Here is an 18,670-nt window from a genome sequence, read left to right on the forward strand (position 1 = left end):
CTTGACCCGCGATAGGCACCAACCTCTATCTATTTACGGCGTGCCAGCATCGGGGTTCGCGGCGGTATCAAGCGCTTTGAACCCGTAGCCTCGAACGCCGAGGCCAGGCGCAGCAACGCCGAGTCATCATACGCCCGCCCGGCAAAGGTCAGCCCCACCGGCATGCCGATGTCCGCCATCACCCCCATCGGCACCGTCACCGTCGGCACCCCAAGGTGACGGATCGCCAGGTTGCCGTTGGCCACCCACACCCCGTTGCTCCAGGCAATATCCGCCGAGGCCGGGTTCACATCGGCATCGGCCGGGGCCACATCGGCCACCGTCGGGAACAGCACCGCATCCAGCCCCAGCCTGTCCATCCAGTCTTCCAGGTCGATGCGCCGCGTCTGCTCCAGCCCGCGCAGGCCATCGGGCAGGGTGGCGATCTGGTCCCACGGCGTGATGCCGCGCTCGGCCATGCGCACATACTCGTCCATGCCCGCCGCCAGGTCGCCCTCGCGGTTGGGCAGGGTGCCGGGGTCGTGGGGGAAGATCTTCGGCCCGTCCACGTCCACCAGGCGGTTGAGCTGCGGGTCGCCGTTGGCCTGCAGGAAGTCGTCGAAGGCCCAGGCCGTCAGGTCCCACAGTTCATGGTGCAGGAATGCCTTGGACACCAGGCCGCGATTGAACACGGTGGGCGCACCTGGGCGGTCGCCCTCGCAGTTCGATACCAGCGGGAAATCCACTTCGAGCACCTCGGCGCCGGCCGCTTCCAGTGCCTTGCGCGCCGCCTCCCACAGTGCGATCACCGAAGGCCGCGTGTTGATGCGCTGGCCGGTCGGGCCGCCGATGCCGGGGCTGTCCGAGGTGCCGGCATCCGGGTCCTTGTTGATGTACATGCGCGGGATGCCGAAGCGCTTGCCGGCCAGCGCCGCGCTGTCCGCCGCCAGTTGCGGGTAGGCGGCGGGGCGCACCGAGGCCACGCTGGGGATCGGCACCCAGGGCTGCAGGCGCCACAGGTCGCCACGGGTATCGGGGTCTTCGGCCACCACCACGTCGAGCACTTCGAGCAGGTCGGCCATGGTGCGGGCGAAGGGCACCACCACGTCCATGGTCGGCGTCAGCGGCCAGTTGCCGCGCACCGAGATCACCCCGCGCGAAGGGGTGTAGGCGCACAGGCCATTGTTGGAGGCCGGGCCGCGGCCGCTGGACCAGGTTTCCTCGGCCAGGCCGAACGCGGCGAAGCTGGCCGCCGTGGCCGTGCCCGCGCCGTTGGACGAGCCCGAGGCGAAGGGTGCGGTGAGGTAGGCGGCGTTGTACGGGCTTTCGGCCCGGCCATACACGCCGCGCTGCATGCCGCCGTTGGCCATGGGCGGCATGTTGGTCTTGCCCAGGCAGATCGCCCCGGCGCCGCGCAGGCGCTCGATGGTGAAGGCGTCGCGGTAGGCCACCAGGTTGGCGAAGGCCGGGCTGCCGGAGGCGGCGGTCATGCCCTTGACCAGGTAACTGTCCTTGGCGGTGTAGGGGATGCCGTCGAGCGGGCCGAGGGGCTTGCCCTGGGCACGACGCTCGTCGGATGCCTGGGCTTCGCGCAGGGCTTCGGGGTTGCGCACCACCACCGCATTGAGCGCGGTGGGCGTGTCTGCTCCGTCGTAGGCATCGATGCGGGCGAGGTAGGCCTTCACCAGCTCGACCGAGGTGGTCTGGCCCGATTCGAGGGCGGCGCGCAGCTGCGCAATGGAAACTTCGGTGACTTCGATCATGCGGTGGTTACCAGCGGCCAAAGGGGTCATGAGTGATGGCGGGAATCATAGCGGTTTAAGGTTCAGGTGTCCGCCCGGCGAGGGCCCTGGCAGATGACCTCAGATCACCTGTGCGCTGAAAAACCATCCTTTGTAAAGGCCTGCCTGCGTGCCGCCTAATCGCCTCCGACCGCGCCCTGCGCGGCAATCGCTCACTAAAACAAATAAAGGCGAAGTCATGCACGAAGACGCAGGTTTGTTACTGATATTGATGGCGGCCATCGGCCTGATCGTGGTGCTGGTGGTCAGGTTTCGGGTGCACTCGTTCCTGGCCCTGATGCTGGCCAGTTTTGTGGTGGGCGCCGGGGCCGGCATGCCGCTGCCGGCCATCGCCGATTCGTTCGAGAAGGGCATGGGCGGCACCCTGGGTTTTCTTGCGGCGGTGATCGGCCTGGGCAGCATCCTGGGCAAACTGCTGGAGGTGTCGGGCGGCGCCGAACGCATTGCGCGCTCGCTGCTCGACGCCCTGGGTGAACAGCGCACGGCGTGGGCCATGATGCTGGTGGGCTTCGTGGTGGGCATACCGGTGTTTTTCGAAGTCGGTTTCGTGTTGCTGATACCACTGATCTACGTGGTGGCCCGCCAGACCCGGCTCAACATCCTCTATGTCGGCCTGCCACTGGCCGTATCGCTGATGACCGTGCACTGCATGCTGCCGCCGCACCCGGCGGCAATGGCCATCACCCAGCTGCTGGGGGGCGACGTGGGCAAGGAGATCCTGTACGGGCTGATCGTCGGCCTGCCGACCGCGGTGATTGCCGGCCCGGTATGGGCCACGCTGGTGTGCCCGCGGCACGCGGCGCCCGACGCGCAGGCCGCGGCAGAGCCTGCCGCCACGCCAGCCGCTGGCCAGTCGATGCCGGGCCTGGGCCTGACCCTGCTGGTGATTCTGCTGCCGCTGCTGCTGATGGTGGGCAAGACCCTGGCCAGCATGACCCTGGCGCCCGAGGCCGGGCTGTACCGGCTGATGATGTTCCTCGGCAACCCGCTCACTGCCCTGGCCATCGCGGTGTGCTTCGCCTACTGGGCGCTGGGCCTGCGCCGTGGCCTGGGCATGGCCCGGTTGCAGGCGCTGACTGCCGGCTCCTTCACCCCGCTGGCCAGTATCCTGTTGATCATCGGTGCCGGCGGTGCCTTCAATGGCGTACTGATCGACAGCGGGGTCGGCAAGGTACTGGCCAGCACCCTGTCGCAGTGGGACCTGAACCCGATCCTGCTGGCCTGGTTCGTCGCCGGGCTGATGCACCTGGCGGTCGGCTCGGCCACCGTGGCGATGGTCAGCGCCGCCGGCATGGTGCTGCCGCTGCTGGACGCGATGCCGGGGCAGAACCGCGAGATCGTGATCATTGCCATTGGCGCCGGCGCGATTGGCTGGACTACCGTCACCGACTCGGCGTTCTGGGTGGTCAAGGAATACCTGGGCGTGTCGCTGGGCGAGGCGCTCAAAAAATTCACCGCCGCGACACTGCTGGCTTCGGTCGTGGCCCTGGGCATGACCCTGTTGCTGTCGCACTGGGTATGAGCCTGCCCGTACTACCGTCACTTTTCTGGAGAACCGCATGATTCACGACAAGACCCTGGACCAGTGGCAGCACAGCCACCCCTTGATCGCCGACCTGGTGCGCCTGCAACCGACCACCTGGTTCAACCCGGGCCTGGCCCCGACAGCGCAGGCGCTGGGCGACGTGCCGCTGACCCTGGCCGATGTGGACGACGCCAGCGCGCGGCTGGAACGTTTTGCCAGCTACATTGCCTCGGCCTTCCCGCAGACGGCGGTGAGCAAGGGCATCATCGAGTCGCCCCTGCTGCCGTTGGCGCAGGTGCAGGCCGCGCTGTGCGCCGAAGCGCAGGTACCCGTGCAGGGCGCGCTGTGGCTCAAGGCCGACAACCTGCTGCCGATCTCCGGCTCGATCAAGGCGCGTGGCGGTATCTACGAGGTGCTCAAGCACGCCGAAGACCTCGCATTGGCGGCGGGCATCCTGCAGCCTGGGGATGACTACGCCAGCCTCGACAGCGACCGCGCGCGGGCATTTTTCGGCCAGTACAGCGTGGCGGTCGGCTCCACCGGCAACCTGGGCCTGTCCATCGGCATCATGAGTGCGCGCCTGGGCTTCAAGGCCAGCGTGCACATGTCGGCCGACGCCCGGCAGTGGAAGAAGGACCGCCTGCGCAGTTGCGGGGTGGAGGTGATCGAGTATGCGTCCGACTACAGCGTGGCGGTGGAGCAGGGGCGCCAGCAGGCCGAGGCCGACCCGCGCTGCCATTTCGTCGATGACGAGAACTCCATCAACCTGTTCCTCGGCTACGCGGTGGCGGCGCGTCGCCTGCAACGCCAGCTTGAAGCGGCGGGCATCAGGGTGGATGCCGAGCACCCGCTGTTCGTCTACCTGCCATGCGGCGTTGGTGGTGGCCCTGGCGGGGTGGCATTCGGTCTGAAGCAGATCTTCGCCGACGCGGTGCACTGCGTGTTCGCCGAGCCGACCCATTCGCCCTGCATGCTGCTGGGGGTGTACACCGGGCTGCACGAGCAGGTCAGCGTGTACGACTTCGGCATCGACAACCGCACCGCCGCCGACGGCCTGGCGGTGGGGCGCCCGTCCGGGTTTGTCGGGCGCTCCATGCAGCGCCTGATCGACGGCTATTACACCGTTCCCGACGAGCAGCTGTATCGGCAACTGGCGCAACTCGAAGCCATCGAGGGCCATCGCCTGGAACCCTCGGCGCTGGCCGGGCTGCCGGGGTTCCTGCGGGTGACCGGGGAACGGCAGGGCTATCGCCAGCGCCTGGGCCTGAGCGCGCAGCGCCTGGCCAATGCCACGCACCTGGTGTGGGGCACCGGCGGCAGCATGGTGCCGGACGATGAAATGCAGGCGTATCTGGCGCAGGGCCGTACACTGCTGGCCGGACACTAGCGGAACCTGCCCCGATGCTGAACCTGCCCCCGCGTTTGAGCGCACGCCTGAACAGCTCGCAATTTGCCAACCTGCACACCTTTCTGGTGGCGGCGCGGCACCTGAGCTTTGCCCAGGCAGCCGAGGAGCTGTGCCTGACCCCCAGTGCGGTGAGCCACCGTATCGCCCGCCTGGAGCAGGCCCTGGCGCTGCGCCTGTTCGAGCGGCTGACCCGGCGCATACGCCTGACAGCCGAGGGCGAGCGGGTGTTCGCGATACTGCAGGGGGTGATGGAGCAGCTGGGCGATGCCCTGGAGCCATCGCCCGAGGCCGAGCTGCGCGGGGCGGTGGCGTTGTATGCGCGCCCGTCCGCAGCGCAATGCTGGCTGGTGCCGCGCCTGGCCGACTTCCACCAGCGCTACCCGAATATCGCGCTGGACGTGCGGGTGGGCAACGATGCGGTCGACTTTCGCACGCACAACATCGACCTGGCGCTGCTGTACGCCAATGGCGAGTTTCCCGGCCTGGTCAGCCATGCGCTGATGAGCGAGACCATCGCCCCGGTGTGCAGCCCGCGCTATGCCGAGCTGCACCAGCTGTTCGACAACCCCGCCAATCTGCGCCAGTGCACCTTGCTGCACGATGCACTGGCCTGGGAGAACGCGGTGTTCGATGCCGAGTGGCAACTGTGGGCTGGCCAGCAGGGGCTGCTGGACGCCTTGCCGCAGCGCGGCCTGACCTTCGATCGGTCGGACCTGTGCGTGACGGCGGCCATCCACCACGCCGGTATCGCCATCGGCCGCCAGCGCCTGGTGCAGGCGCGTATCGACCAGGGCGAGCTGGTGCTGCCGTTCGGCGGGTTTTCCCAGCCGGGGCGCTATGACTACTTTCTGGTTCACCCGCCGCGCGACCCGTTGCCCCGGCGGGTGCAGGTACTGATCGACTGGCTCAAGGGTTGCGCTGCGGGCGACTAGACTGCAGAGGTCTGTCGCTTTTCTGTGGAGAACCACGATGAACAGCAAGAACACGATCTGCCTCTGGTACGACGGCGCGGCGCTGGAGGCTGCCACCTTTTACGCCAGCATCTTTCCCGACAGCGCGGTGGGCGCCGTGCACCGTGCCCCCGGCGACTTCCCTGCCGGCAAGCAGGGCGATGTGCTGACCGTGGAATTCACGGTCATGGGCATCCCGTGCCTGGGCCTCAATGGCGGCTCGGCCTTCCATCACAGCGAGGCGTTCTCGTTCCAGGTGGCCACCGACGACCAGGCCGAGACCGACCGCCTGTGGCAGGCGATCATCGGCAACGGCGGCCAGGCCAGCGTGTGCGGCTGGTGCAAGGACAAGTGGGGGCTGTCGTGGCAGATCACCCCGCGCGCGCTGACCGCCGCGATCAGCCACCCCGACCCGGCTGCGGCCAAGCGTGCCTTCGACGCGATGATGCAGATGGACAAGATAGACATCGCTGCCATCGAGGCCGCCTTGCGACCCAAGGCACCGACGCGAGAGTAAATTCGCCGACAACTGCACAACAGGCTTTGTGACGCGCGTGTGTGCGGGCATAGTAGCGCCCGCACGCCAGCGCGCGCGTGCGTCACTATAAAACGAGCGGTTCGGCATGCGCCCCTTCGGGCCGGTGCATGACAAGATCGCCACACGAAGGAGGCTGTGCCTTGTCAACCGTAGAGAAGCATCTATCCAGGCTTGCGTGGAGCGACGTCTGGGCTGGCTTCAAGCAACTCTTGCCGATTTCCCTGTTCGTCGTGGTGTTCGGTGTGGCCTTCGGCCTCGCTGCAGCCCAGACCGGGCTGGGGGACGCGGCGACCCTGCTGATGAGCGCACTGGTGTTCGCCGGCGCCTCGCAGTTCGCCGCGCTGGAACTGTGGGGCGAGCAGGTACCGCTGGTGCCGCTGATTATCACCGTGTTCGCCATCAATGCCCGTCACCTGCTGATGGGCGCCACGCTGTACCCCTGGCTGCGCGAGCTGCCCACTGCCCGGCGCTACGGCGTGATGCTGGTGGTGTCCGACGCCAACTGGGCGATGGCCATGCAGGCATTGAACGCCGGCAAGCCGGGCCTGGGCCTGGTGCTGGGCGGCGGTATCGCGCTGTGGTCGGCGTGGTGCCTGGGCAGTTGGCTGGGGCTGCATTTCGGCAATGCGATCCACGACCCGGTCAGCCTGGGCCTGGACATGGTGATGGGCTGCTTTCTGCTGGCGATGGTGCTGGGCGGGCACAAGAGCCTGCGCATGCTGATGATCTGGATCGTGGCGGCCGGTTCGTCGCTGCTGGCCTACTGGTACCTGCCGGAGAACAGCCACGTGGTGGTGGGCGCGCTGGCGGGCGGCATTCTGGGTGTGGTGTGGATGGAGAACAAGCATGAACGTTGAAACTGCAGGCGCCGGCACGCTGCTGCTGGTGGTGATCATGGGCCTGGTGACCCTGGCCACCCGTTGGGGGGGTGTGTTCGTGATGTCGTTCGTGCCCATCAACTACCGCGTGCAGCAGTTCATCAGCGCGATGTCCGGCTCGGTGCTGGTGGCGGTGCTGACGCCGTTGGCGGTGAACGGCGACAACGGCGCACGCCTGGCGCTGCTGAGCACGGCGGTGGTGATGCTGCTGGTGAAAAAGCCGCTGCCGGCGATTGCGGCAGGCATTGTGGCAGCGGCGCTGGTGCGGGCGCTGTAGGGGGCGAAGGGCACCTGGCATTGCTGCATCAGGTGCACATATGTTCGGCAATGGCGCTGTATTGTCGTTTACGGGTGCGCTAATTAGCCTTTGCAGACCTTCAACCACTGCAAGAGGCAACATCATGGTGACTTCAATCACGCTCCAGGCGGTAGGCGCCCCCGAGGTGATGCAGCTTCAGGCCGGCGCCGTGCAAGCGCCAGGCCCGGGCCAGGTGTGGCTTGAACAGGCCGCGATCGGCGTCAACCCGCTGGACATCAACCAGCGCAAGGGCACTGTGCCGATTGCATTGCCGTCCGCGCTGGGCCTGGAAGGTGCCGGCACCGTGCGGGCGCTGGGGGCGGGCGTGACCGAGGTGGCCGTGGGCGACCGTGTGGCCTATGCCACCGGGCCGCTGGGTGGCTATGCCAGTGCACGCCTGTACCCGGCCGAGCGCCTGGTCAGGCTGCCCGCTGCCGTGTCGTTCGAAGACGCGGCTGCCGTGCTGTTCAAGGGCATCACCGCCCAGTACCTGCTCAAGGCGAGCTACCCGGTAGGCCCCGGCACGCGTGTGCTGATCTACGGTGCGGCGGGGGCGGTAGGGCAGATCATGGTGCCGTGGGCCAGGCACCTGGGCGCCCATGTGATTGGTGTGGTGTCCAGGGCGCAAAGCGTCGAGCGCGCCAAGGCGGCCGGCTGCAATGCGGTGCTGGTGTTCGACGCAGCCACGTTGGCGGCCCAGGTGAGCGAGCTGACCCAGGGCCACAAGGTCGATGTGGTCTACGACTCGGTCGGCCGGGTGAGCTGGGAGGCGTCGCTGGACAGCCTGCGCCCGCGCGGCACGCTGGTGTCGTTCGGCGCCACCAGCGGCGTGCCCCCAGCGGTCGAGGTGGGCACGCTGAACGCCAAGGGCTCGCTGTTCCTCACCCGGCCGTCACTGGCGGCACATACCGCCAGCCCCCAGGAGTACCAGCAGCGCGCACAGGATGTGCTGGATGCACTGGCGGCGGGTATCATCCAGCCGCACATATGGCAACGCTACCCCCTGGCCGACGTGGCCAGCGCCCATGCTGCCATCGAGCAAGGCCGGTCCCAGGGGGCGGTCGTGCTGATCCCCTGACCGACGCGCACGAGGCCGACCTCACCGATGGACCCTTTCGACAGCCGTCAGGCCGATGAATTTGCCACCTTGCTGGCGCTGCACGAGCACGGCTCGTTCGCTGCCGCCGGCCGGGTGCTGCAACGCCATGCCTCGGTGCTGTCCAAGCGCCTGGCGGCTCTGGAGCAGCGCCTGGGTATTCGCCTGGTGGAGCGAACCACCCGGCAACTGCGCTTCACCGACGAGGGCACGCGGCTGGTGGAGCGCCTGCAGCATGCCGCCAGCCTGATCAGCACGGCCGAACTCGAGGCCTGCAACGGTGCGGCGCAGGTGCGCGGGCGTCTACGCGTGGCGCTGCCGGGGGCGATGGGCCGGCGCTGGCTGAGCCCGCTGGTGGCCGGGTTTTCCCTGGCCTACCCCGAGGTGACCGTCGACGTCGACTATGCCGACCGCTTCGTCGATATCGTGGGCGAAGGCTTCGACGTGGCCGTGCGCGTCGGCGAGCTGGCCGACAACCGGCTGGTGGCGCGCAAGCTGTGCGAGCACACGCGCATCCTGTGTGCTGCGCCGGCCTATCTGCATCGTCACGGCGCACCGCAACGGCCATCCGACCTGGCCGGGCACAATTGCCTGGGTTTCAGCGGCTTGCGTTCGTTCCCCGACTGGCGCCTGAACGGGCAGGGCGGGCAGCAGACGGTGCGGGTGCAGGGCAGCCTGATCAGCAATGACAACGAGGCACTGCTGGCGGCGGCGCGCTGCGGCGTGGGGATTCTGGCCGGTGGCGACTGGATGATGCACCAGGACCTGGCCGAGGGGCGCCTGGTGCGCGTGCTGCCCCAGTGGCAGCTGGACTCGGCGTCGGGCATCTACCTGATGCGGCCTTCGGCGCGCTTCACCACGGCCACTACCCTGGCGTTCAAGCACTGGATGGAGGCGGCCTTCGCCAAGGGGGCGCCATGGCAGCACGCTGGGGCGTCTGCCGCCTAGCCCTCAGGCCAGCCCCGCCATGCGCGCCGCGCGCAAGGCGAACCACAGCGTGGCCACGTCCTCGGTACTGTCCAGCGAGCGGCCGGTGATCTCTTCGATGCGGCGCATGCGGTACACCAGCGTCTGCTTGTGCACGTGCAGCTGCGCGGCCGCCGCCAGCCACGAGCGGTTGTGTTGCAGAAACACCTGCAGGGTGTGCAGCAGCTGGGTGTTCTGCTGGCTGTCGTAGTCGGCCAGCGGGCCCAGTACGTTGCGGAAGGTACGTTCGGCTTCATCCAGGCTCTGCGCCAGCCACGGTACGCTGGCGCCGGCCTGGGCGTAGGTCACCAGCGGTTGCGCGGCGCTGGTGTGGGCCAGTGCCAGGCGCGCCTCGCGCAGCGCCTCGACACTGCGCCCGGCGTGGCCCAGCGGGTTGCTCACCCCCAGCGGCGCCTGCAGTTGCGCCTGCAACTGCGGGATGCTTTCGGCGGCGCCGAGCACGATCAGGTCATCGCCCTGAACCCGAATCAGCACGCGACGACCCTGGCGTTGCAGGGCTTCGTCGCAGGCCGCCGGTGACACCCCGGCGGCGCGGCCGAGCAGCAGGCAGGCCTGTTCGGCGCCGATGTCGAAGGCGGCCAGGCGCTGTTGTGCCTGATGCGCCGGCAGACGCTGCTGCAACAGGTCGTCCAGCAGCTCGGAGCCCAGGCGCAGGTTGCGCTCGTTGTCGACCCGCAGGCGCTCCAGCTCGATGCCCAGCACCGCCACCACATGGTGCAACAGGCCGTAGTCGAGCAGCCCGTCACCTTCGGCCACCAGCAGGCAGTCGGCCTGGGACGGCAGCGCCATCACCAGCAGCTCGCCCGCCTCCAGCGCGTGGCGCTGCACCACCGGCCGGTTGCCCGAGGTGTCGCGCTGGCGGGCCGCCAGCCATTGGCGCTGGCTTGTCGGCAGGCCGCCCAGTGCGTCGCGCCAGGGCGCGAGCGACGCGGCGTCGAGCAGGGTCAGGCGCGCCTGCACGTCCTTTTCCAGGCGCTTGAGCAGTGCGCCCAGGCCCAGCCCCTGAATGCTCATGCGGGCACTTTCGTAGACCCGGGTGATGGCATTGCGGCGCGCCTGCTCCTCCTGCTGGCCGGCATCGACGATGGCCCGCGTGACGGCGGCGAAGGGAACGCCGTAGTGGGTGAACATCACCGCAAAATCCAGGGCGTCGGCCCGCTCCATCAAGGCCTCGAGGTTGGCCGGGGCCTGCATGTTCTCGCCGATCATCATGCCCGCCAGGCCAGCGGCCGCGAGGTTTTCCACGTACGCGCGCTGGGCATCGGCATCGGCGGGTATGCCGATGCCGGTGGTCATCAGCAGGTCGGCGTCGCCCAGCCATTCGCTGGGGTCGGCCAGTTCGCACACGTGGGCCCAGCGTACCGGCTTGCCCAGCCCTCCGGCACCGCTGATGACGCGGGTGCGCAGTTCGGGCAGGGCGATGATGTCGCTGACAGACAGGGCCATGGGGCAGCTTCCGGGGCAGGGTGACGGCCAGTGTAACCGGGCATGGCGCGCCTTTGAACGGCTTTGTACGAACGTATGAAGGTGCGCGGCTGAATCTTGTTTGCGTCTGATTGTGGCGACCCGGCTGCGGCTCGACACTTGGCCTACTGAGCCATCCCGACCCGGAGAACATAACAATGCACAAGAATCTGGCCTTTTCGCTCACCCTGATCGCTGCCGCTGCGTGCAGCACATCGGCGCTGGCCGACCTCACCGTGGTGTCCCACGGCGGGGCCAACAAGGCCGCACAGGTGGCGGCCTTCTATGACACCTACCAGGCACAGACCGGCACCCGCATCGTGGCCGGCGAGTTCAATGGCGAGATGGCCAAGGTCAAGGTGATGGTCGATACCGGCAGCGTCTCGTGGGATGTGGTCGAGATGGAGTTGCCCGAGCTGGCACGCGCCTGTGAAGAAGGCCTGCTCGAAGAGTTCGCCCCGGACCCGGCCGTGGCCGCGCAACTGCTGCCCGGTGCGGTACAGCCGTGCGGCGTGGGCTTTTTCGTGTGGTCGACGGTGATCGCCTACAACGCCGACAAGCTCAAGGTGGCCCCCACCAGCTGGGACGACTTCTGGAACCTGGAGAAATTCCCCGGCAAGCGCGGGCTGCGCAAGGGCGCCATGTATACCCTGGAATTCGCCCTGCTGGCCGACGGCGTGCCGGCGGCCGATGTCTACACCCTGCTGGCCACCCGTGAAGGCCAGGACCGCGCCTTCGCCAAGCTCGACCAGATCAAGTCGAGCATCCAGTGGTGGGAGGCCGGCGCCCAGCCGCCGCAATACCTGGCCTCGGGCGACGTGGTGATGAGCTCGGCCTACAGCGGCCGGATCAGCGCGGTGCAGAGCCAGACCCCGCTGCGCATCGTGTGGAATGGCGGCATCTATGACATGGACGCCTGGGCCATTCCGCGTGGGGCCAAGAAGCGCGACGAAGCACTGAAGTTCATCAACCACACCCTCAAGGCCGAGCAGCAGAAGGGCTACGCCGAACAGATCGCCTACGGGCCGGTCAACCGCGAGGCCCTGGGCCTGCTGAGCGAGCAGCGGGTCAGCGAGCTGCCCACCGGCAGCCCCAACCTGCAAGGCCAGTTGCCGATGAACGCAAGCTTCTGGGCCGACCACGGCGAACTGCTCGAACAGCGCTTCAACGCCTGGGCGGCACGCTCATGAAACTGACCCCCAGCGCACCGCTCAAACGCAGCTACTGGCTGGAAAGCGCCGAGCCCAGCCTCAAACCCGGCCCGGCGCTGCAGGGTGAGCACGACGCCGATGTGGTGATCGTCGGTGGCGGCTTCGTCGGCCTGTGGACCGCCCTGACCCTCAAGGAACATGAGCCGGATATCCGCGTGATGGTGCTGGAGCAGGACGTGTGCGGCGGGGGCGCCTCGGGGCGCAACGGCGGCTTCGTGATGTCGTGGTGGCCCAAGGTGGGCACCCTGGCGAGCTTCTGCACCCGGGAGCAGGCGCTGTTTCTGGGGCACAGCGCCGAGCGGGCGATCAGCGAGCTGGGCGAGTTCTGCCAGCAGCACCAGATCGACGCGCACTTTCGCCAGAAGGGCTGGCTGTGGACGGCCACCAGCCCCGCGCACATCGACACCTGGAACGCCACGCTGGCCGCCTGTGCCCGCCTTGGGGTAACGCCGTTCGAGCGGGTGCCGGCTGCCGAGGTGGCGCGCCGTTGTGGCTCGAAGGTGCACCTGGCCGGCGTGTTCGAACGCAGCAACGCCACCGTGCAACCCGGCGCCCTGGTGCGCGGCATGCGCCGGGTGGCGCTGGAGGCGGGGGTGGTGATTGCCGAGGGTACCGCGGTCAGCGATATCCAGCCCGGCACACCGGTGCAGGTGCTGACCCCGCAGGCGCGCATCCGTGCCGGCTCGGTGGTGCTGGCCACCAATGCCTGGGCGGCTGCCTTGCCGCAACTGGCGCGCCTGATCACCCCGGTCAACAGTTCCATCGTGCTCACCGAGCCGGTGGCGACCCGCCTGGAACAGATGGGCTGGACCGGCGCCGAGTCGATCACCGATTCGCAACTGATGGTCGACTACTACCGCACCACCGTGGATGGCCGTATCGCCTTCGGCAAGGGCACCGGGGCGATAGCCTACGGCGGCAGGATCGGGCCGGTGTTCAGCCACGACCCGGGCAGCATCGCGCTGACCGAGGCCGACCTGCGCCGTACCTACCCGATGCTCGATGACGTGCGTATCACCCATACCTGGTCGGGGCCCATCGACCGCACCTACGACAGCCTGCCGACCTTCGGCGGCCTGGGCGAGCAGGGCAACATCCACTACGGCATCGGCTGGAGCGGCAACGGCGTGGGTCCCAGCCGCCTGGGCGGGCGCATCCTGGCCAGCCTGGCCCTGGGGCGCAAGGATGCCTGGAGCACCTGTGCACTGGTGGGGCGCAACTGCAAGGCCTTCCCGCCGGAGCCGCTGCGTTATGTGGGCGGTTCGCTGGTGCGCAACGCCGTGATACGCAAGGAGCGCGCCGAAATGGCCGGCCACACCGCCGGCCGTCTTGACTGCATGCTGGCCCGCCTGGCTCCGGCCGGGCTTGAAGACAAATCCTGAGGACTGCACATGAACCCTGTACTGATTCACCTTGAAGACGACACGGCCTTCGGCCCCAGCGCGGCAGTCGGCGCCCCCCTGGGCGAGCCGGTAGCCATGGCGCGTACCGCTTTGCACCAGGAGCTGGCCGGGCAGGGCGCCAGCACCGGCTTGTGGGAATGTACGCCGGGGCGCTTCCGGCGCCAGGTGGTGCAGGCCGAGTACAGCTATATCATCAGCGGCGAGGGCAGCTTCACCCCCGAGGGTGGCGAACCTATCCCGTTCGGTGCCGGCGATGCGCTGTACTTTGCCGCCAACAGCCAGGGCACCTGGGACGTGCGCCAGACGGTACGCAAGACCTACCTGATCCTGGGTTAATGCTCCGATAGTCATGCCTGATCCTCCGGGATCGGGCGTGCGGTAGTGGCGGTGGGCAGCGAATCTGCGATGATGCGCGTGTCTGATCCTCTGATGCGGTACCCCATGCAGCTCACCTGCCACGCCGATGCCAATGCCACGCTTTGCGCCCTGATCCAACCCCTTGCCACCCGCCCGGGCCCGGTCGACACCCACCTGCCGCAGGTGCAGGTGTTGTCCTGGAGCCACTACGTGGCGAGCAGCCCGCAGATCTACGAACCGAGCCTGATGATCCTGGCCCAGGGCAGCAAACTGGCCCGGCTGGGGCCGCGCACCCTGGAATATGGGGCTGGCCACTACCTGGTGCAGGCACTGTCGGTGCCGTTCATGTGCGAAACCTTCGCCACCGAAGATGAACCCCTGCTGGGCGTGTCGGTGGCGATCGACCGCACGGTGCTGAGCGAACTGGTGCAGAGCATGGGGCTGGGGGCTGGCCAGGTGGTGGCGGCGCAGACGCCCGAGTCCATGACATCAGCGGCGCTGGATGCGCCGATGCGCGAGAGCGTGGAGCGGCTGCTGCGTTGCCTGCACGACCCGCTGGAAAGCCGGGTGATGGGGGCGGCGCGAGTGCGCGAGGTGTTGTACGTGGCCTTGCGTGGGCCGCAGGCCGGGGTGCTGCGGGCGCTGGTGGAGCAGCAGGGGCATTTTGCGCGCATCGCTGCAGCCCTCAGCCATTTGCGCGAGCATTACGCCGAGCCGTTGAGCGTGGAGGCGTTGGCGGGGCGGGCGAACATGAGTACCTCGACGTTTCATGAGCACTTCAAGCGCTGCACGTTGCTGTCGCCGATCCAGTACCTCAAGCGGTTGCGTTTGCTCAAGGCGCAGCAGATGTTGATAGGCGAGGGGTTGGGTGTGGCGCAGGTGGCGCATCGGGTGGGGTATCAGAGCACGTCGCAGTTCAGCCGCGAGTACAAGCGGCATTTCGAGCGCAGCCCGGGGCGGGAGCAGGCTTATCTCTAGGGAGGCGAGCGCGTGGCGCTCGTTCGCCGGCAAGGCCGGCTCCTACAATAGAGGTGGGCCACTCCTCATTCGGTGTAGTAGTAGCTCTTCAGGAACCGGAACTCATGCGCCTGCGCCTCGCACCACTGGGCAAACCCCACCGCCCGATCACCCGCCTGATACTGCGCCCAGGCCTCGAGCATTTCACGCAGGCTGCACACTTCACCATCAATGTAACTGCGGGTCGTCTCGGCCTCGATCAACCGCGCCAGCGCACTGGCACGCGCAAGCTTCGTCGCCGCAACGGTAACGTCACCCAGAAACACCGACTCATGCAGGTGATGAACCATGAAATCAACCTCGCCCAGCTCATCCAGCGCCAACTGCCGCAACGCCACCTGATCCTGCGGGTCGTGCGCCAGTGCCGCCTGGAGCCACGCCGACTCGCCCGTCAGCTTGCCCATCCAGCGATAAGGCTCGGCCAACGCCGGGCCCTCGTCGCACCAGGCTCGCAGCACCTGCCTGAGGTAGCGGGTCAAGGCATGCGACAACAACTGGTGCGCACCACTGTTGCTGAAGGCAAGATCGGCAATCTCGCAGACAATCGCCCGCTGCTGGCCCACCTCCCGCTGACGCGCACCGTCGAGAAACTCGTCCAGCGCCTTGAGCGCCGGCTTTTTCAGGCCCTGTTCGCGCAGCAGGCAATACCGCGAGAAACCGGCAAAGCCTTCACGGGAGGCATAGACCTCGCCAATGCGCCTGAGGCCTTCGAAATTGTCCTTGTTCCAGTAATACATGCTCTTCCTTGCCAGTCAGCGCCGACACCACGGTCGGCAGGGGTTCACGCCAGCGGCCACTGCGCTATCGGCTTGTAGCGGCCGCCACTGGACTCGAACAACACGAAATCGTCGATGTTCAATCTGAACGCCGGTGGCTCCGGCGTCTCCGGTACATCACCCGGGTAGTCGCGCACCAGCGTCAGGTGCGCACGAAACTCACGCACGCTGTCTTCCACGCCCAGCGGCAGCAACGCCTGCTGCAGGGCATACACCCATTGACGCAAGGCCACCGGCGTCTGCGTGGGCTCCAGCACCAGTGCATCGGCGCGGTGCCATGCGACCAGCCGGTCCAGCTCCAGGCGCAGCGGGCCTTCGGGGCGCGGCACCGCCGCCATGGCGTCGCACAGCGCAGGCAGGCGCGAGACGCCGACTTCCCCAAGGAACATCAGCGTCAGGTGAAAATTGGCCGCAGGCACCGGACGACCACGGGTGATCCCCAGTGTGCTGCGCCATTTGCCGATGGCCCGGCATTGCTGCTCGGTACAGGGCAGGGCGATGAACAGGCGCTTGAACGGCTCGCCCGGGGTTCGCAGTTCACCTCGCATGGAAGCTCCCTTGAATGTGTGCAGGTGCCGACAGGGTACCGAGCAGCGCCGACCAAGGCCAGCCGTGGTTCCCGCGCCGCTCGCTATACTCCAGGCAAGCGCTTCACTGCACCGGGGGGCCGACCTTGAACCAGCGCATCCTGCTCGCCCTGTGCACCCTTGCACTGTTGCTGGCCATCGGCGGTTGCGCCCGGTCCCGGCCGACACCAGCGCCGCAACCCCCGGTGGTGCTGTCCCAGGCCGCCTGGCAACGTGTCGACTGGGACATCATCGACGCCTCCGAGGGCGCCAGCCGTTCCGCCCAGGACTATGCGCGACGCTCCATGAAGGTATGGAAAGACGCAGTGCACGCGCGTACCGAGGCGGACTTCATTCCGTGGTTCACCGGCTACTGGACCCAGCAGTGGCTGACCCTCAAGGTGGCCTGGTACAAGGTCAGCAAGAACCAGCAGACCGCGCCCGGCGAGGACCGCCTGGCGCTCTACCTGCAGGAGCAGTACCGCGAACGGGTGCTGGAGCCGGTGGCCAGGGAAATCAACCCGCAGCTGATCCGCGAGCGCGCCACCCAACTGTACGTGCAACTGCTCGGCCAGCAGCTGCAAGGTATCGGCCAGCGCTACCGCGCCGCCCCCGACCAGTTCGCCCTGCACCTGAACCGCATTCCCGCCATCGCCCTCGGCCCGCCGGCCGCACGCGACGCCTCGGTGCATCAGCTGATCACGGCCCAGCCACTGCTGACCCTGCCGGCCTACCTGGCGTTGAACGAGCAGATCCAGAAGGCTGCGGTGGCGGCAGGCCAGGCGCCGTCCGACACGGGCCTGTCGTCGGTGGCCAAGCGCGCCAGCGCCCAGCTCGAAGCAACGCTGGTGCCGCGCGGCGCGGCCAGCGCGGTGGCGGCTGCGGTGGGCAAGGCGGTGGGGGCGCTGATCTCGGTGGCCTCGGCGGGCATCGGCGCGATGATGCACGAAAGCGAGCGCCCGGCCATGGTCGAGCAGCTGCGGGTGATTCTCAATGTGGCGCTCAACGAGGAATGGCAGGGCCTGATGCAGAACCCCGCCACCGGGGTGATGGCGGGGGTCAATGCGCTGTCGGGGCAGATCCGCGACAGCCTGGTGCTCAGCAGCGGCTTGCCGGCGATGCAGCCCTGATGGCGGTGCTCATGGAGTGATCGCGACTTTCATCACGCCGTCGCGCTGGTGCGCGAACAGTTCGTAGGCCGCCTCGATGTCGTCGAGCTTGTAGCGGTGGGTCACCAGCGGCTTGAGGTCGACGCTGCCGCTGGCCACCACCTCCATCAGGCGGCGCATGCGCTCCTTGCCGCCGGGGCACAGGGTGCTGACGATGCTGTAGTCACCAAGCCCGGCGCCAAAGGCCGACAGCGGGATGGTCAGGTCGGAGGAGTACACCCCCAGGCTCGACAGCGTGCCGCCCGGGCGCAGGATGCGCAGCGCCGACTCGAAGGTCGACTGGGTGCCCAGCGCCTCGATGCTCACGTCTACGCCACGGCCGTGGGTGAGGGCCATGATCTGGTCCACCACGTTGCCCTGCTTGAAGTCCACCACATGGGTGGCGCCCAGCTGACGGGCTACCGAAAGTCGCGCGGGCACGGTGTCGACGCCGATGATGGTGGTGGCGCCCATCAGCTTGGCCCCGGCCACCGCGCACAGGCCGATCGGGCCCAGGGCGAACACTGCCACCGTGTCGCCGATGCGCACGCCGCCGCGCTCGGCCCCGGAGAACCCGGTAGACATGATGTCGGGGCACATCAGTACCTGTTCGTCACTCAGCCCGTCCGGGATCGGCGAGAGGTTGGCCATGGCGTCCGGCACCAGCACGTATTCGGCCTGGCAGCCGTCGATGGTGTTGCCGAACTTCCAGCCGCCGGCCGGCTTGAAACCGTGCGGCGTGCCGGGGCCGTCCTGGGACGAACAGCCACACAGGCAGGCATAGCTGTGGCCGCTGGGGGTGATGGCGCCGGCGATGACGCGCTGGCCCTCGGTGAAGCCCTTAACCTGGGCGCCGAGCTTTTCGATGATGCCGACCGGTTCATGGCCGATGGTCAGGCCCTTTTCCACCGGGTACTCGCCGCGCAGGATATGCACGTCGGTGCCGCACAGGGTGGTGGTGGTGATGCGGATCAGGGCGTCCGAGGGGCCGACCTCGGGGATCGGTTTTTCATCGAGCACGATGCGGTTCTTTTCGACAAAGATTGCAGCTTTCATGCGGGCCATGGTCGTTTCTCCTCAAGGGGTACACGCGCAACTTCATGGGGCAGGGTGCGCCTGCACGGGCGGCGGGCTGTTGATCCGGGTCAAGCTGATGAGCATAGGCCATGGCGGGGCTCATCTGCGTAGGAAACAAATCACCGGGCTCCCAGGCTATTTTCATCATCTTTTGTTTTAAAACAGATAGTTAGGCAAATAATCTAAAGTT

At 67.7% G+C, this 18,670-nt stretch carries 18 protein-coding genes; 13 read left to right on the forward strand and 5 right to left on the reverse strand.

Annotated elements, in window-relative coordinates; translation table 11 throughout:
- Positions 1-29: 29 nt before the first annotated feature.
- Positions 30-1,742 (reverse strand): amidase, encoded by a 1,713-nt coding sequence (locus ACPRTJ_RS22740; RefSeq protein ID WP_043861368.1) that lies wholly within the window; start codon positions 1,740-1,742, stop codon positions 30-32.
- Between the two features lie 217 nt (positions 1,743-1,959).
- On the opposite strand from ACPRTJ_RS22740, the gene ACPRTJ_RS22745 reads away from it, so the two are divergent.
- The 8 genes from ACPRTJ_RS22745 to ACPRTJ_RS22780 all read left to right on the forward strand — a co-directional run bounded on the left by ACPRTJ_RS22745 (position 1,960) and on the right by ACPRTJ_RS22780 (position 9,422).
- Entirely contained in the window at positions 1,960-3,303 is a 1,344-nt protein-coding gene (locus ACPRTJ_RS22745; RefSeq protein WP_426427329.1) for a gluconate:H+ symporter, read from the forward strand.
- A gap of 37 nt (positions 3,304-3,340) precedes the next feature.
- Positions 3,341-4,693, forward strand: a complete 1,353-nt coding sequence (locus tag ACPRTJ_RS22750) for a D-serine ammonia-lyase (RefSeq protein ID WP_116054272.1) — start codon at positions 3,341-3,343, stop codon at positions 4,691-4,693.
- A 14-nt stretch (positions 4,694-4,707) separates the two neighbouring features.
- Positions 4,708-5,646, forward strand: a complete 939-nt coding sequence (gene dsdC / locus ACPRTJ_RS22755) for a DNA-binding transcriptional regulator DsdC (RefSeq protein WP_054914605.1) — start codon at positions 4,708-4,710, stop codon at positions 5,644-5,646.
- A gap of 37 nt (positions 5,647-5,683) precedes the next feature.
- Entirely contained in the window at positions 5,684-6,181 is a 498-nt protein-coding gene (locus tag ACPRTJ_RS22760) for a VOC family protein (protein ID WP_116054269.1), read from the forward strand.
- Positions 6,182-6,342: 161 nt separating this feature from the next.
- On the forward strand, positions 6,343-7,059 hold the full coding sequence (locus tag ACPRTJ_RS22765) for an AzlC family ABC transporter permease (protein ID WP_043861363.1): 717 nt from the start codon (positions 6,343-6,345) through the stop codon (positions 7,057-7,059).
- Positions 7,049-7,357 carry an AzlD domain-containing protein gene (locus tag ACPRTJ_RS22770; protein WP_043861362.1) on the forward strand — a complete coding sequence of 103 codons (309 nt, stop codon included), beginning with the start codon at positions 7,049-7,051 and terminating at the stop codon, positions 7,355-7,357. Before ACPRTJ_RS22765 ends, ACPRTJ_RS22770 begins: the two co-directional genes overlap by 11 nt.
- 124 nt (positions 7,358-7,481) lie before the next feature.
- Entirely contained in the window at positions 7,482-8,456 is a 975-nt protein-coding gene (locus ACPRTJ_RS22775; RefSeq protein ID WP_058540118.1) for a quinone oxidoreductase family protein, read from the forward strand.
- Between the two features lie 27 nt (positions 8,457-8,483).
- Complete coding sequence (locus ACPRTJ_RS22780) at positions 8,484-9,422, forward strand: LysR family transcriptional regulator (RefSeq protein ID WP_116054266.1); 939 nt, start codon at positions 8,484-8,486, stop codon at positions 9,420-9,422.
- Positions 9,423-9,425: 3 nt separating this feature from the next.
- On the opposite strand, the gene ACPRTJ_RS22785 is transcribed toward ACPRTJ_RS22780, so the two are convergent.
- Positions 9,426-10,907, reverse strand: a complete 1,482-nt coding sequence (locus ACPRTJ_RS22785; protein WP_116054263.1) for a PucR family transcriptional regulator — start codon at positions 10,905-10,907, stop codon at positions 9,426-9,428.
- Positions 10,908-11,083: 176 nt separating this feature from the next.
- Between ACPRTJ_RS22785 and ACPRTJ_RS22790 the strand changes: the two genes are divergently transcribed.
- The 4 genes from ACPRTJ_RS22790 to ACPRTJ_RS22805 all read left to right on the forward strand — a co-directional run bounded on the left by ACPRTJ_RS22790 (position 11,084) and on the right by ACPRTJ_RS22805 (position 14,874).
- Positions 11,084-12,115 (forward strand): ABC transporter substrate-binding protein, encoded by a 1,032-nt coding sequence (locus tag ACPRTJ_RS22790; RefSeq protein WP_116054260.1) that lies wholly within the window; start codon positions 11,084-11,086, stop codon positions 12,113-12,115.
- Positions 12,112-13,518, forward strand: a complete 1,407-nt coding sequence (locus tag ACPRTJ_RS22795) for an NAD(P)/FAD-dependent oxidoreductase (protein WP_116054257.1) — start codon at positions 12,112-12,114, stop codon at positions 13,516-13,518. The genes ACPRTJ_RS22790 and ACPRTJ_RS22795 overlap by 4 nt, the downstream gene beginning before the upstream one ends.
- 9 nt (positions 13,519-13,527) lie before the next feature.
- Positions 13,528-13,875 carry a cupin domain-containing protein gene (locus ACPRTJ_RS22800; protein WP_043861356.1) on the forward strand — a complete coding sequence of 116 codons (348 nt, stop codon included), beginning with the start codon at positions 13,528-13,530 and terminating at the stop codon, positions 13,873-13,875.
- 105 nt (positions 13,876-13,980) lie between these two features.
- A complete protein-coding gene (locus ACPRTJ_RS22805) occupies positions 13,981-14,874 on the forward strand; it encodes an AraC family transcriptional regulator (RefSeq protein WP_054914598.1) in 894 nt (297 codons plus the stop codon).
- A gap of 65 nt (positions 14,875-14,939) precedes the next feature.
- On the opposite strand, the gene ACPRTJ_RS22810 is transcribed toward ACPRTJ_RS22805, so the two are convergent.
- Positions 14,940-15,650 carry a hypothetical protein gene (locus tag ACPRTJ_RS22810; RefSeq protein WP_054914597.1) on the reverse strand — a complete coding sequence of 237 codons (711 nt, stop codon included), beginning with the start codon at positions 15,648-15,650 and terminating at the stop codon, positions 14,940-14,942.
- Positions 15,651-15,694: 44 nt separating this feature from the next.
- Positions 15,695-16,237 carry an RNA 2',3'-cyclic phosphodiesterase gene (thpR, locus tag ACPRTJ_RS22815; RefSeq protein ID WP_043861354.1) on the reverse strand — a complete coding sequence of 181 codons (543 nt, stop codon included), beginning with the start codon at positions 16,235-16,237 and terminating at the stop codon, positions 15,695-15,697.
- Between the two features lie 125 nt (positions 16,238-16,362).
- Here thpR and ACPRTJ_RS22820 point away from each other — a divergent pair, with 125 nt between their 5' ends.
- Complete coding sequence (locus ACPRTJ_RS22820) at positions 16,363-17,385, forward strand: hypothetical protein (protein ID WP_043861353.1); 1,023 nt, start codon at positions 16,363-16,365, stop codon at positions 17,383-17,385.
- Between the two features lie 9 nt (positions 17,386-17,394).
- Here ACPRTJ_RS22820 and ACPRTJ_RS22825 read toward each other — a convergent pair whose 3' ends face one another.
- Complete coding sequence (locus tag ACPRTJ_RS22825) at positions 17,395-18,468, reverse strand: NAD(P)-dependent alcohol dehydrogenase (RefSeq protein WP_043861352.1); 1,074 nt, start codon at positions 18,466-18,468, stop codon at positions 17,395-17,397.
- Positions 18,469-18,670: the final 202 nt, after the last annotated feature.

The organism is Pseudomonas palmensis (assembly GCF_049942755.1).
GTDB classification, from domain to species: Bacteria; Pseudomonadota; Gammaproteobacteria; order Pseudomonadales; family Pseudomonadaceae; genus Aquipseudomonas; species Aquipseudomonas palmensis.